Source organism: Sphingomonas adhaesiva (assembly GCF_036946305.1).
GTDB lineage: Bacteria > Pseudomonadota > Alphaproteobacteria > Sphingomonadales > Sphingomonadaceae > Sphingomonas > Sphingomonas adhaesiva_B.
In genome coordinates this window covers 501,758-513,892 of the sequence record NZ_JAQIJJ010000003.1, presented here as the reverse complement: position 1 = coordinate 513,892, position 12,135 = coordinate 501,758, and the positions used below count along the sequence as shown (strand labels likewise).

Here is a 12,135-nt window from a genome sequence, read left to right as displayed (position 1 = left end):
GACGATGACGCGCGACAGCTTCCTGATCACGGACGTAGTAGATGGTCGCATGGCCGACTTACCGGTGGAATATGCTGTGCTGGCGCCGCCCCCTGTTATCGTCGACCGGGCGGCTCCCGCTGATCCGCCATCTACAAGCATACCGACACTATCATCGGCAGCCTCCGGGAAGGTACGACGCGCGATCGCGACGTCGCCAAACGGACGAGGGACGAACTGGCCAAAGGCTTCGGGCTGTTGCGGCTCAGGATGTGGCGGAGCGATGCTCGATCACCGCTTCAATTTGCCGTTCGATCAAAGCGACTGCGTCCACCGTACTGAGACAAGAGGTGTCCACTATCAAACGGGGTTCCGTCCACGGCACGTAGTCATGCGAGCTGACGGACGACCATGTAGGGAGTCTGAACCCCTCGATATCGGCTACACGCTCCTCCACTCGACGCCTGTGTTCCTCCAAGTCGCTGCAGACCACTTCGACATCGAGCCAGCTTTCCCCTTCGATGGCTTGCGCAACACGTCGCCAGCCCTGCCGGCTCTCGGGAACGGGATTGACGCTATCGGCCACGACCGGATTGCCCAGCTTTAGGTTCGACGAAGCTATGGCAAAAGCAACGGCATAGCCAGCGGCACCGATGTCGCCATCAAATCCGGAATATTGCCTCAACGCATGCTCGATCTCGTCGACCCGGATATAGGCAGCCGATCGTTTGGCGGCCACCGCCTTCCCGATCGTCGTCTTGCCAGTACCGGGCAGGCCACTCAGCACGATAATCATTACTTCTCCGCTGCCGAACCATGACGGATTAGAGCAAGCACCGGTAAGTCGGAGCAGCCCGGAACAACTTCTTACTAGTGTCTGGGCAGCATACCGACGCGATATCGGTCGATCACCTCCCAGGTGTCGGAGGCGCCATCACGCAGATTGACCGCCACCCTAGCCAAACGATCTGAATCTGCCACAAGCGCCAGATTGACGCCGAGGCGCGATGTGCCGTCGGGCCTACGATGTTGCGGCTCATGATGCGTGAAACATCCACACGACTTACAACGATGCCAGCGCAGTACACGCCTACCCCATGCATAACCTTCATAGTCGTCCGCACCGCCGTGAACCTCGACCGACATGGCTTTGTAATAGGCGAATAGCGGTTGGATCCTGCGGCACAGCGAGCAGTTGCAGGCAGTAAGAACGCGAGGTCGCTTTGGGACGACAATCGATACGCGGCCGCAATGGCATCGAGTCTCCAGCATTGCACATACTCCTGAGACTTAACGGGGGGCGCCGGATGCGCGCGCGGTGTCGCCTAATGCGCACGTCTTGGCGCAAGCGCCGTCCAATTCACGATCCATCACCAGCACTTAATCTGGCTTGCAGCCGGGCCAAGCCCGATCGAACCATGGCCGCATAGTTATCCTCTCGAAGAGCCCCGAGATTCGCCAACCCTAGAATGGCGTGCTGTAACGCAAGACGGCTTTCCCCTAAACGACGATAGGCGTCTCCGACGTTCAGATGCAATGACGGTAAGAAACTGGCGACCGACGCATCAATGGCATTTCGGTCCTGGGCTTCTGAAGAACCGGTAGCGGCCTCAAGCGCCAGAAGATCCCATTCGAGCTCTCTCGACAGGTCAGCTTCGGTATCGGCAAGGAAGTGCGCAATGGTGCAGCGTTGCAGCGGGGCTCCGCTCGGTCCGAGCTGTTTCCACAGTCGATCCAAATCGTTGCGTGCTTCATCGCGATCACCGTTCTGCAACTTGGCCACAGCTTGCATGATCTCGTCCATATCAGGCATCGGTCTACTTGCCCGCTGCATTGCTTGAACCGATCGCGATGCTCGACGGTGTTGTCTTTGCCAGCGCTCGCAGGTCCCAGCGGATCTGGAGCGGTTCGTTATTGGCCTCGCGGTAGGCGCCGATATGGATGTGCGGCGCCCTTGCATTCCCGTTGTTGCCGTCGAGGCCGAGGACCTGGCCTGCCTCGACCCGGTCGCCGACATGCACCCGTATGTCGGCGAGGTGCCCCATCGTCACGATGATCCCGTCCCCGGTACGGATGCGAACCGTGCCCGCAGGTGGTGGACCGAGCGTGCCGGGCGTGTTGACCCGCGGATTGTCGTAGACGAACGCGACCACGCCGTTGACGGGCGCCAGCACGTCGGTGTGCCATCCATACCAATCCGCGTTGGCGCGTCCGTCGCTACGGTAGAGCTTCGCAAAGCCGGTGTCGCTGTCCATGCCGCCGAAAACGAGGCAATCCGCGCCTAGTGCGTCGCCCGCATAGTCCAGCTCGCCTGCCGGATGCTCGGAACACATAAACCGATAGCGGAAGATCGGTGCCAAGGTGATCTCCTGGATCGCACCCTTGGGCATCACGGCCTTGGGCGGTGGCCCGGGCATTGCGGAAAGAAGCGCGGCGATGATTGTCAGCATATGCTTCTCTACTCCGTCCCGCCGTTGCAGGTATTCCTACGACGGTCGCTTTCGTTGCTTGCGATATAGTTGAAGAGGATCGTAGCGTCACGGCTTAGCTTCGAAGCGCCTGTACGCGAACCCCGGGGAGAGATAGCGCGTGAAACTTGATGCCTCACGAGCGGTCGGCGCCTATGCCGCCGTCACTACGCTGGCCGTCGTCTGGCTGATCCTTGGTGCGAATGCCGGCCCCAACGCTGCGACGTTCGACACGATCGACGTCCAGCGCATCAACGTCCGCGAGCCCGACGGCACCTTGCGCATGACGATCGCCTCGCGGGACCGCATGCCGGGTATCATCGTCGCCGGGCGCGAGACCCCGCATCCCGACCGCCCGCAGGCGGGCATGATCTTCTACAATGACGAGGGCACCGAGAATGGCGGACTGGTCTTCTCCGGCGCGCTGAAGGACGGCAAGCCGACCAATCTGGGCGCTTTGTCCTTCGACCGATGGCGGCAGGATCAGACGGTATCGCTCAGCAGTGACGAAGCAGGAGACAAGCGGCAGGCGGGGCTTGCCATCAACGATCGTCCCGATCGGCCCGTCGATTTTGCGACAGTTGCCCGGCTGGTTCGCCAGCCAGCCAGCGTCGAGCGAGATGCTGCCATCCGCGCCGCCGGCGTCGGGATCGCGCCGCGCGCGTTCCTTGGCCGCACGGAGGACAAGGCCTCGGTGCTGGCGCTGCGCGATGCGAACGGCCGCAAGCGGCTTGAGCTGAAGGTCGCGGCGAACGGCCATGCGACGATCGACTTCCTCAACGATCAGGGGCATGTCGCGCGCTCGATCACGGACGTGAACCGCTGAGCAGCGCCTGCCGGGTGTCATCGTCGGCGGGATAGAAACATTCCAGCGTCAGCTCCGCCAACGTCACGTCGGTTGCGGTGCCGAATACCGTTGTCGTCGACAGGAACGACAGCACGCGACCATGCGCCTCGCTGCGGATCGCGAGCGGCACCGCGATGCGTGCGGCATCGCCCGGCGGCTGACGGCTGATCGGACTGGGTAAGCGGACGAGCTCGGCATGGAGCGCCTCAAGCTCCGGATCGCCCGAACGGTCGATATCGAGGCGCATGCGGGCCAACAGATGGTGTCGCCACTCGGCGAGGTTCTCGATGCGGGGTGCCAAGCCTTTAGGATGAAGCGTGGCCCGCAACACATTGACGGGCGGTGCCAGCAGCGTCGGATCGATACTTCTCAACATCGCCGTCGCCGCGTCGTTGGCGCGGAAGAGATTCCAGTGGCGATCCACCGCCAGTGCCGGAAACGGGGCATGCGCGTTCAGGACCGCTTCGACCGCCGCCAGCGCGGCCGCCATGTCCGGCGCCTCGAGCGCTTGCTCACCATGCACGGGCGCGTAGCCTGCCGCGAGCAGTAGCCGGTTCTGCTCCCTGAGCGGCATCGCGAGCGGTTCGGCAAGGCGCAGGAGCAACTCACGACTGGGCGCCGCGCGCCCGCTCTCGACGAAGCTGAGGTGGCGCGTCGACACCTCAGCTTCGCCGGCGAGATCGAGCTGACTCAACCGGCGTCGTGCGCGCCAGTCGCGCAGAACGTCCCCGACGGTGTTTGCTCCTATGGCCATGGCCTCACAGTATCGCAGCATTGCGCCGATGCCATTACCTCCGGGGTAATCGCCTTGCCTGATCGCCCGCCGCATCCTCGCTTCATCAATGACGAGGAGACAGATGATGACCGACCCGGAAACACTGGCGCGCGACTATCTGGCGCTTTGGAACGATGCCGATGCAGCCTCGCGCGATCGTCGCCTATCCGAGGGCTGGACCTCCAATGCCCGCTACGCCGATCCGATGATGACGGGTGACGGTCATGACGGGATCGCCGCCATGATCTCGGCTGCCCGCGCACAATTCCCCGGCCACGTCTTCGCGCTCCGCGGTATCCCCGACGCGCATGGCACCTTCACGCGCTTCTCCTGGACGCTCGCGCTCGAACACGGCGCGCCCGTCGCCGGCGGAACCGACATCGTCCGGCTCGCACCGGATGGTCGCATCGCCGAGGTGATCGGCTTCCTGGACAAGGATGCCGCATGAGCCCGGCCTTCATTCCGCGTGGCGCCGGCCATGGGCTGTTCGTTCGCGACTGGGGCGCCGGCTCACCCATCGTCCTGATGGCCGGATGGGCGATGGACGGCCGGATCTGGGGCGAGACCATGCTCCACCTCAACGCCGCTGGCTTTCGCACGATAGCTTACGACCGTAACGGACACGGACGATCCACCGATCGGCCGGGCTACGACTACGACAGCCTCGCCGACGATCTCGCCGCAGTCCTGGACACGCTCGACCTGACGGGCGTCACGCTGGTCGCCCATTCCGGTGCCGGCGGCGAGGCGATCCGCTATCTCTCGCACCATAACCGCTCGCGGGTCGCGCGGCTGATCCTCGTCGGGGCGACGGGACCGCGTGTCATCGGCGAGAACGGGATCACACCCGAGATGGTCGACGGTCTGTGCGCCCAGCTGTCCTGCGACCTGTCGGGCTGGATCGACGCCAACATCGATCCCTTCGCCCCCGGCGCACCGAGCCGCGTCAACGCCTGGATGGCGGCGATGGTGCTCGATTGCTCCCGCCGTGCCGTGGTCGCCTTTCAGCGCACGATCGCGCTGAGCGACCTGTCGGCGGAAGCCGCTGGCCTCGATCTGCCGGTCACCATCATCCATGGCGATCGCGACGCCTCCGCGCCGCTGGACAGTAGCGGTCGCGTCTACGCCACGACGATCCCAGGCGCGAAGCTGGTCGTCTACGACGGCGTAGCGCACGGCGTGATGGTAACGCACGCTTCCCAACTCGCGAGCGATATCGCCCGGTCGGTGTCGGCATGATCGAACCGTCAACCGCCGAGGCCATCATCCTCGACAGGCTGCTGGGCTCGCCCGTTGCGCGTTCGCTAGGCTTGGCGATCGACAGCATCGAGCCGCGTTCAGTCAGGCTGCGCCTACCGTTCGCAGCCGCGAACGTAACGGAGAGAACGGTCATCCACGGCGGCGTCATTGCCACCCTCGCCGACGTGGCGGCCGTCGCCACGGCGGTGTCCGGCGCAAAAGCCGTGCCATCAGGCGGGGCGACCAGCAGTTTGAGCATTACCTACCTTGCCCCGGCAGACGGCTGCGATCTTATCGCGACCGGCATAGCTTTGCGCAGCGGCAGTCGACAGCATGCCGTACGAGTCCGGATTGCAGGCAACGATGGCGCCCCCGTCGCCGAGGCTCTGGTACAGGTGGTTCTCGAATGACCTTGCAGTCGAACCCGGAAACCTACGTCATCACCTTCCACGTCAAAACCGACCAAGTGGATCGCTTTCGTTCTCTTCTTAATCCGGTGCTGGATGCAATGAGGCACGAGCCAACTTTCGTTCGTGCAGCCTTGCACGTCGATCCAGAGCGGCCGAACGTCTTCCAGCTTCATGAGACGTGGACCGATCGGAACGATGTGCTCAACGTCCAGCTGAACCGACCTTATCGGCAGGCGTGGCATGCCGGCTTGGATGACGTCTTAGCCAAACCCAGGCAGATCGGCATCTGGACGGTCGTGCGCGCGGATTGATGGCAGGTCATGGGCTTCGCGGCTCGCCCCAGGCCGCCGTCTGCGAAGCCATCCGTCCTTCTCCATGAGGGCCGACACGGTTTTGATGCAGGTAAAGGCAGCTTGACGTAAACCGTCCTTTACATGTAAAGCCCCCTTTACCGATTCGATGGAGGCTTACATGCAGAGAGACGCCGCCTGGCGCCGGTACAATCGTGACATCCTGATCGCATCCGCGGTCTATGGTGCGTCGCTGATCCTCGGCTCAATCTGGTTCCGCGATCATCCTGGCAATTCGGGCGTCCTGGCCTTTCTAGCGGCGCTGGTGCCGGGCCTGTCGATCGTGGCCATCTTCGGTGTGATAGGCCGGTATCTGGTCGAGGAACACGACGAGTATCTGCGCATGCTGCGGATCCGGCAGGCCCTCATCGCTTCGGCGGTCGCGCTGGGACTGTCGACCGTCTGGGGGTTCCTCGAGAACTACGGCCTCGCCCCGCACCTCGCGGTCTTCTGGGTTGCAGTCATCTGGTTCGCGGGCTTTGCAATCGGGGCGCTGATTAATCGCGTGATCGAGCGCCGCTGATGGAGAACCATCTGAAACGGCTTCGCGCCGAGCGAGGGTGGAGCCAGGCCGATCTCGGTGAACGACTGGGGGTGTCGCGACAGAGCGTCATCGCCATCGAGACCGGCCGCTACGATCCGTCGCTGCCGCTCGCATTTCGCATCGCCGAGGTTTTCGACCTCGCCATCGAAGACGTCTTCGTCCGTCCATCCAAGGGAGAGTGAATCATGATTAGCCACCTGCCACTCCGCATCGCCGCTTCGATGATGACGCTGGCCGTCGTCCTCCATCCGACGCAGGGTCATTGCGCTCCGTCCGCCGCTACCGAAGCACCTGTCATGCAGATGCCGCATATATCGGTCGTCGCGACAGGCCGGGGTAGCCCGGTCATCCTGATACCCGGCCTCAGTTCCCCGCGGGCGGTATGGGATGGCGTCGTGCCTGGCCTTGCCCGTTCGCACCGGGTCTATGTCGTCCAGGTCAACGGCTTCGGCGGCGACGCGCCGGGCGACAATCTGAAGCCGGGCGTCCTCGATGGCGTAGTCTCCGATCTCGAGACGCTGATCGTCAAGGAGAAGCTCGGCCAGCCGGCCATCGTCGGCCACTCGATGGGCGGACTCGTCAGCCTGATGTTCGCCAAGGCGCATCCCGACCATGTCGGCCGGTTGATGATCGTCGACTCGCTGCCCTTCTATGGTGCGTTGTTCGCCCCGACGGCCACAATCGACGCTGTCCGCCCACAGGCAGCGGCGATGCGCGACATGCTGGCGGCAACGGCTAGCGATCCCGCGAAGCGGGCTGCCAATGCCGAGCGCACTGCCAACGGCCTTGCCGCGACGCCCGATGCACGCGCCAAGGTCAAGGCCTGGGGCGTGGCGGCCGATCCGCGCGTGACGGGGCAAGCGATGTACGAGGACCTGACCACCGATCTTCGCCCCGACATGGCGAAGATCACGGTGCCGATCACGCTGATTTACCCGTGGAGCGATGGCCTGCCCAAAGCTGTGGCCGAGGGGCTGTACAAGCGCGAATATGGGTCTGCGCCGCACGTCACCTTCATCGACATCGGCAACTCGGCGCACTTTGTTATGCTCGACCAACCGACGGCGTTTGCCAAAGCGTTAGACAATTTCCTGCGCTGAGAGAAGGACGATGCGGACGCATGTGCAATGCGTCCGCCGTTTTCACTGCTGATAGTGCCGGCAGCCGTCGTGGGTTTCCTACAACCCGCATTGACGCAAATTTGGCAGGAGCTACGACTTGGTCATGAAGCACCGGCGTGCAAACTTAACATGGCGGACGGCCTCGCTGATTGCGCTTGGCATCTTCGCGCTTCCTGCGGTGGCGCAGCAACCGTCTCGAATGCCTCCGCCCGAATTGGTGCAGCCCTCCAACGGCGGTATCCGCGTAGAAGAGGACGGCCTTGTCGCCAACTGGTACGCGGGTCCTTCAGGTGAAAAGAAGGCTCCGGCTGTCTTGCTCCTCGGCGGATCCGAGGGCGGCATCGGCAGCGGTGCCGCACGCCAGGCCGCCGATCTGTCAGCACACGGCATGGCGGTTTTGCAGCTTGCCTATTTCGGCGCACCTGGCCTGCCGCCGAAGCTGGACCTCGTCCCGCTCTCCTATTTCGATAAGGCGCTGGCCTGGATCAAACGGCAGCCGGGGGTCGATCCCAAGCGGATCGCCATCGTCGGTGCGTCCAAGGGGGCCGAAGCCGCTTTGCTCATTGCGACGCGCCACCCCGAACTCCGCGCGGTGGTCGTCGGTGCGCCGTCGGCCGCGGTCTGGCCGGGGATCGATTTCTCCGGCGGGGACACGGGCTCGTCCTGGACCGTGGACGGACACCCCCTTCCGTATCTCCGCTATGGGGAAGGCGCCACTAGCACCTTCGACGGGTATCGGACCGGCGTCGCCACCTTGCCGGCGCATCGCGACGCGGCCATTCCGGTGGCGAGGATCAGGGCGAAGGTCATGCTCATCTGCGGTCGCGCCGACACCTTATGGCCGTCCTGCCCGATGGCCGAACTGGTGAAGCGCAAGATGGGCAAGGCCGCCCTCGTCCTGGCGTACGACGACGCGGGTCACGCGGTGTTCGGTCCGCCGGTCCAGACGGACACGCCGGGGTATCACTCGTTGGCTTCGCTCGGGGGAACATCCGAGGGGAATAATCGAGCGCGCGCCGATGCGTGGCCGAAGGTGGTGACGTTCCTTCAACGATAGCATGTCGTCGCGGCCAATGCTCCCGATCAATGGGACGGCGAGGCACATGCGCATCAGAGGCGAATGACCCGGTCCACCTTCACGGCATCGAGAAACCCAGCATCGTGGCTGGCGACGATGATCGCACCGTCGTAGCTCCCGAGCGCCGTCTCCAAGGCCTCGATCGCGTCGGCGTCCAGATGGTTGGTCGGCTCGTCCAGCAGCAGGAGTTGCGGCACCGTGGTGCCGCCCATCGCGCACGCCAGTCCGGCCCGCAGCCGTTCGCCGCCGCTGAGGGTCGCGACGGACTGATCGACGGCGCGGTTGCGAAAGGCGAAACGGGCCAGTGCGGCACGCGCGTCATGCTCGGTCAGATCGGGATGCAATCGCCGGTGATTGGCCAGGATGCTCTCGTCCCGCTCCAGCAGGCCGACATGCTGATCGAGCAGCGCGATCCCTCGCCCGATCGTCCACACCGACCCTTCGTCAGGCGAGAGCGTGCCGCGAATGAGCCCGATCACCGAAGTCTTGCCGGCGCCGTTGCGGCCCGCGAGCGCTACCCGCTCGGGGCCTCTCACCTCGAACGACAACGGGCCGACGATACGTCGCCCATCGCGTCGCAGCGTCACCCCCTCAAACGCGACCAGCCGGCGGTCGGCAGGCAGGCGGCTCGGCGGCAACACCATCGACAGCGGCGTCAACACCTCGACGCGCCGGCGTGCCGCGTCCTGCTCGGTCACTGCGTCCTCCAGCAACCGGCCGGCGAGATCGTGGTCGCGCCCCGCGCTGCGTTCGGCACGCCCCTTCTCGGCATCCAGGAACATCTTGTTGTCGATGCCCTTGGCGCGCCACGCCCGCCCGGCCTTGTCGCGCCGCGCCTTGCGTTCGCGTTGCTGCTGGACCGCACGGCCGACGTTGCGAACCTCCCGGTCAGTTCGTTCCAATTCGGCCGCAGCGTGCGCGCGCGCCGCATCGCGAGCAGCGATATAGGCGCTCCATCCTCCACCGAAGGTTTCGGCACCGGTCGATGACAGGGTGACGATGCGATCCATCCCTTCCAGCAGGGCGCGATCATGGCTGGCGACGACGACGCCTCCATGCCACCTGCCGACCAATTCGCCGATGAGCGACCGGCCTTCGGCGTCGAGATTGTTGGTCGGTTCGTCCAGGAGGAGTAGATCGGCGTCGGTCAGTGTCGCTCGTGCGATGGCAAGCCGGGTCCGCTCACCACCGCTCAGGGTGTCGATGCGCCGGGCGAGAATGGCGGGTTCAAGACCGATCTCGCGAAGCGCCGCGTCTATACGGGCCTCAAGCGTCCAGTCGGCGTCGGCGGCATCGGAGGCGCATCCATCCCCCCGTGCCAGCCTTTCCAACCGCGCCAGGCCGTCCGCCACGCCCAGTCCGACGGCGACGCTGATGGATGGATCGGCCCATGCCTGATCCAGCACCGCGATCGTGCCGGACCGCATGATGCTCCCCGAGCCCGGCTCTGCGAAACCGGCCATCATGTTGAGCAGACTTGTCTTGCCGCAACCATTGCGGCCGACGATGCCGGTCCGCTCACGCCCGAAGGCGAGCGTCAAACCGTCGACTAGTGGCTTGCCGTCAGGCGTGGAGAACGAAACTGCGTCCAGAGTGAGAAAGGCGGACATAGAACACCGGAGCAAAAGGAAGGGGACGTGCGATCTTCTTCCTGTCGTTCACGGGTCTGCGCTCCTCGGCTTGGATTGCCTGTATATAGAACCTGATCACGTCGGTTGGAAGGCTGGCCTCCCACAGCGCGACCGATCCTTCCCACGAACCAACTCATCGCAGCCAGTCAGAGGCTTCTTGCTGACAGGGTCGACGGGCATTGAGGGTTTGGATCAAACCGGCTCCATCAGTTCGATCCGATTTCCAAATGGATCGGTGATGTAGCGCCGGTTGTAGCCTTCGAGCGGTTCGTCCTCGACCACACAAAATCCGGCAGCTTCGATCCGGGCGATCAATAAAGGCAATCCCGTCACCGTGAATGCCGGATGGGCCTTCTTCGCCGGTCGAAAGTTCTGCTCTACTCCGAGATGGACTTTAAGCGGGCCGCGTTCAAACCAACATCCACCCCGTTTCGCCAGATGCGGCGGCTTGGCTACCTCCGGTATGCCAAGAATTTCCGCGTAGAAATGACGCGCCGCGTCCTCCTCACCGACCGGCATCGTCAACTGGACGTGGTTGAGACATTCAATCCGCATCGCTTCCTCAACTGCATGGTCGCTGAACGCTTCAGATGTACAGCTTGGCGCTACGGCATTGCGATATCCACCGAATAGTTCCCGCCGGATCGCGGACCCCGCCTTGCCGATCGCCGTAGGGCATGTCGGCCACGTCCATGATTATCCTGGCACCGTCGGCGACGGCTTGCGCGACTGCCTCGTCGGCTGAAGCAACATAAAGATGCAGCGCAGCGCGGCTTGCAGGAAATGCCGCGACGGCTCACGCACCATGATCGTCGCCGAGCTGCACCGGAGTTCGCAATGAGCGATCCGTCCGTCCGGCGCCGTGCTTCGCCCGACCTCTTCCGCGCCGAACGCCGCCCCAGCAAGTAGACATAAGCCCGGCTTCGTCAGCGGCGATGTAGGGCGCATCGACCGCAAATCTCTGTTGGAAAAAGAAACTGCGGTCAGGGCGCTTGATCTCGAAACAAAAACTCGCCAACATCCGATCGTCTGAAACAGGTTAGGTCGGTGCGGTTGGCCCGGCCCCCGCGAGAGCGGGTCCTTCCGTCGCTCCGATGACGGCCCAAGACCTTTAACGTTCGGAGCAATGTGGCTTCGGCGATTGGAAGGGATTGGAACATGCAGCAGCAAATCTCCGTCATCACCCTGGGTGTATCGTCGATGGTCCGTTCGCGTAGGTTCTACGTGGACGGCTTCGGGTGGACACCGGTTTTTGAGAACGAAGAAATCGCCTTCTACCAGATGAATGGGCTCATGCTGGGAACGTGGGTGAATCCGGGTCTCGACGGCGACATGGGGCGCCGCAGCGAGCGTGCTCCATCCGCTGTCGCCCTCGGCCACAACGTCTTGAATCAAGCCGACGTGGATCCTGTCATGCAGCGCCTTGTCAAAGCTGGCGGCATGCTGCTCCGCGAGGCCGATGCGCCCCCTCACGGCGGCTTTCGGGGCTATGTCGCCGATCCCGACGGACATGCATGGGAGATCGCCTGGAATCCTGCTTGGCCTATCGACGAACGCGGCCTCGTGACCTTCGGCATTTGAATGGGTCGTCACGATCAAACGACGTTCAGCCGAAAAGTCTCACAGAAAGCGTCGGGTGTGCCGAGCTGGCGATGCCGTTCAACCTGAATGGGACGATCGCGGCTTGGCAGAC

17 protein-coding genes are annotated in these 12,135 nt (G+C 63.8%); 10 read left to right on the top strand and 7 right to left on the bottom strand.

Annotation, left to right across the window (positions count from 1 at the left end):
* Positions 1-244: 244 nt before the first annotated feature.
* The 4 genes from PGN14_RS06000 to PGN14_RS05990 all read right to left on the bottom strand — a co-directional run bounded on the left by PGN14_RS06000 (position 245) and on the right by PGN14_RS05990 (position 2,429).
* Complete coding sequence (locus PGN14_RS06000; RefSeq protein WP_335298509.1) at positions 245-775, bottom strand: AAA family ATPase; 531 nt, start codon at positions 773-775, stop codon at positions 245-247.
* Between the two features lie 74 nt (positions 776-849).
* Positions 850-1,251 (bottom strand): GFA family protein, encoded by a 402-nt coding sequence (locus PGN14_RS16840; protein WP_443019460.1) that lies wholly within the window; start codon positions 1,249-1,251, stop codon positions 850-852.
* Between the two features lie 88 nt (positions 1,252-1,339).
* Positions 1,340-1,783, bottom strand: coding sequence for a hypothetical protein (locus PGN14_RS05995; RefSeq protein ID WP_335298508.1), 444 nt, complete (start codon positions 1,781-1,783; stop codon positions 1,340-1,342).
* A 13-nt stretch (positions 1,784-1,796) separates the two neighbouring features.
* Positions 1,797-2,429 carry a M23 family metallopeptidase gene (locus PGN14_RS05990; RefSeq protein ID WP_335298507.1) on the bottom strand — a complete coding sequence of 211 codons (633 nt, stop codon included), beginning with the start codon at positions 2,427-2,429 and terminating at the stop codon, positions 1,797-1,799.
* Positions 2,430-2,568: 139 nt separating this feature from the next.
* Between PGN14_RS05990 and PGN14_RS05985 the strand changes: the two genes are divergently transcribed.
* The gene (locus PGN14_RS05985; RefSeq protein ID WP_335298506.1) at positions 2,569-3,273 is read left to right on the top strand and encodes a hypothetical protein; all 705 of its coding nucleotides are present in this window, start codon (positions 2,569-2,571) and stop codon (positions 3,271-3,273) included.
* Here PGN14_RS05985 and PGN14_RS05980 read toward each other — a convergent pair.
* Positions 3,254-4,123: a helix-turn-helix domain-containing protein gene (locus PGN14_RS05980; RefSeq protein ID WP_335298505.1), complete on the bottom strand. Its 870-nt coding sequence runs from the start codon at positions 4,121-4,123 to the stop codon at positions 3,254-3,256. The two genes, PGN14_RS05985 and PGN14_RS05980, sit on opposite strands and share 20 nt — an antisense overlap.
* 28 nt (positions 4,124-4,151) lie before the next feature.
* Between PGN14_RS05980 and PGN14_RS05975 the strand changes: the two genes are divergently transcribed.
* The 8 genes from PGN14_RS05975 (at position 4,152) to PGN14_RS05940 (ending at position 8,790) form a co-directional block, all read left to right on the top strand.
* Positions 4,152-4,517, top strand: a complete 366-nt coding sequence (locus tag PGN14_RS05975) for a nuclear transport factor 2 family protein (protein ID WP_335298504.1) — start codon at positions 4,152-4,154, stop codon at positions 4,515-4,517.
* Positions 4,514-5,308: an alpha/beta fold hydrolase gene (locus PGN14_RS05970; RefSeq protein WP_335298503.1), complete on the top strand. Its 795-nt coding sequence runs from the start codon at positions 4,514-4,516 to the stop codon at positions 5,306-5,308. The genes PGN14_RS05975 and PGN14_RS05970 overlap by 4 nt, the downstream gene beginning before the upstream one ends.
* Entirely contained in the window at positions 5,305-5,718 is a 414-nt protein-coding gene (locus PGN14_RS05965) for a PaaI family thioesterase (RefSeq protein ID WP_335298502.1), read from the top strand. Before PGN14_RS05970 ends, PGN14_RS05965 begins: the two co-directional genes overlap by 4 nt.
* Entirely contained in the window at positions 5,715-6,029 is a 315-nt protein-coding gene (locus PGN14_RS05960) for a putative quinol monooxygenase (RefSeq protein WP_335298501.1), read from the top strand. Before PGN14_RS05965 ends, PGN14_RS05960 begins: the two co-directional genes overlap by 4 nt.
* A 160-nt stretch (positions 6,030-6,189) precedes the next feature.
* On the top strand, positions 6,190-6,591 hold the full coding sequence (locus tag PGN14_RS05955; RefSeq protein WP_335298500.1) for a hypothetical protein: 402 nt from the start codon (positions 6,190-6,192) through the stop codon (positions 6,589-6,591).
* Positions 6,591-6,794, top strand: a complete 204-nt coding sequence (locus PGN14_RS05950; protein WP_066708276.1) for a helix-turn-helix transcriptional regulator — start codon at positions 6,591-6,593, stop codon at positions 6,792-6,794. The genes PGN14_RS05955 and PGN14_RS05950 overlap by 1 nt, the downstream gene beginning before the upstream one ends.
* Before the next feature lie 3 nt (positions 6,795-6,797).
* Positions 6,798-7,712, top strand: coding sequence for an alpha/beta fold hydrolase (locus tag PGN14_RS05945; RefSeq protein ID WP_335298499.1), 915 nt, complete (start codon positions 6,798-6,800; stop codon positions 7,710-7,712).
* A 124-nt stretch (positions 7,713-7,836) separates the two neighbouring features.
* The gene (locus tag PGN14_RS05940) at positions 7,837-8,790 is read left to right on the top strand and encodes an acyl-CoA thioester hydrolase/BAAT C-terminal domain-containing protein (RefSeq protein WP_335298595.1); all 954 of its coding nucleotides are present in this window, start codon (positions 7,837-7,839) and stop codon (positions 8,788-8,790) included.
* 53 nt (positions 8,791-8,843) lie between these two features.
* On the opposite strand, the gene PGN14_RS05935 is transcribed toward PGN14_RS05940, so the two are convergent.
* Together PGN14_RS05935 and PGN14_RS05930 are read right to left on the bottom strand one after the other, a co-directional pair.
* Entirely contained in the window at positions 8,844-10,421 is a 1,578-nt protein-coding gene (locus PGN14_RS05935) for an ATP-binding cassette domain-containing protein (RefSeq protein WP_335298498.1), read from the bottom strand.
* A gap of 213 nt (positions 10,422-10,634) precedes the next feature.
* Positions 10,635-10,997 carry a VOC family protein gene (locus PGN14_RS05930; protein ID WP_335298497.1) on the bottom strand — a complete coding sequence of 121 codons (363 nt, stop codon included), beginning with the start codon at positions 10,995-10,997 and terminating at the stop codon, positions 10,635-10,637.
* A 603-nt stretch (positions 10,998-11,600) separates the two neighbouring features.
* Between PGN14_RS05930 and PGN14_RS05925 the strand changes: the two genes are divergently transcribed.
* On the top strand, positions 11,601-12,023 hold the full coding sequence (locus PGN14_RS05925) for a VOC family protein (protein ID WP_335298496.1): 423 nt from the start codon (positions 11,601-11,603) through the stop codon (positions 12,021-12,023).
* Positions 12,024-12,135: the final 112 nt, after the last annotated feature.

Bases quoted from the DNA above. Each gene is read 5' to 3' on its own strand.
- PGN14_RS05925 (WP_335298496.1), top strand. From the start codon at position 11,601: ATGCAGCAGCAAATCTCCGTCATCACCCTGGGTGTATCGTCGATGGTC.
- PGN14_RS05965 (WP_335298502.1), top strand. From the start codon at position 5,305: ATGATCGAACCGTCAACCGCCGAGGCCATCATCCTCGACAGGCTGCTG.
- PGN14_RS05975 (WP_335298504.1), top strand. From the start codon at position 4,152: ATGATGACCGACCCGGAAACACTGGCGCGCGACTATCTGGCGCTTTGG.
- PGN14_RS05945 (WP_335298499.1), top strand. From the start codon at position 6,798: ATGATTAGCCACCTGCCACTCCGCATCGCCGCTTCGATGATGACGCTG.
- PGN14_RS05980 (WP_335298505.1), bottom strand. From the start codon at position 4,123: ATGCGGCGGGCGATCAGGCAAGGCGATTACCCCGGAGGTAATGGCATC.
- PGN14_RS16840 (WP_443019460.1), bottom strand. From the start codon at position 1,251: ATGCTGGAGACTCGATGCCATTGCGGCCGCGTATCGATTGTCGTCCCA.
- PGN14_RS05970 (WP_335298503.1), top strand. From the start codon at position 4,514: ATGAGCCCGGCCTTCATTCCGCGTGGCGCCGGCCATGGGCTGTTCGTT.
- PGN14_RS05995 (WP_335298508.1), bottom strand. From the start codon at position 1,783: ATGGACGAGATCATGCAAGCTGTGGCCAAGTTGCAGAACGGTGATCGC.
- PGN14_RS05990 (WP_335298507.1), bottom strand. From the start codon at position 2,429: ATGCTGACAATCATCGCCGCGCTTCTTTCCGCAATGCCCGGGCCACCG.
- PGN14_RS05930 (WP_335298497.1), bottom strand. From the start codon at position 10,997: ATGCGGATTGAATGTCTCAACCACGTCCAGTTGACGATGCCGGTCGGT.
- PGN14_RS05950 (WP_066708276.1), top strand. From the start codon at position 6,591: ATGGAGAACCATCTGAAACGGCTTCGCGCCGAGCGAGGGTGGAGCCAG.
- PGN14_RS05935 (WP_335298498.1), bottom strand. From the start codon at position 10,421: ATGTCCGCCTTTCTCACTCTGGACGCAGTTTCGTTCTCCACGCCTGAC.
- PGN14_RS06000 (WP_335298509.1), bottom strand. From the start codon at position 775: ATGATTATCGTGCTGAGTGGCCTGCCCGGTACTGGCAAGACGACGATC.
- PGN14_RS05940 (WP_335298595.1), top strand. From the start codon at position 7,837: ATGAAGCACCGGCGTGCAAACTTAACATGGCGGACGGCCTCGCTGATT.
- PGN14_RS05960 (WP_335298501.1), top strand. From the start codon at position 5,715: ATGACCTTGCAGTCGAACCCGGAAACCTACGTCATCACCTTCCACGTC.
- PGN14_RS05955 (WP_335298500.1), top strand. From the start codon at position 6,190: ATGCAGAGAGACGCCGCCTGGCGCCGGTACAATCGTGACATCCTGATC.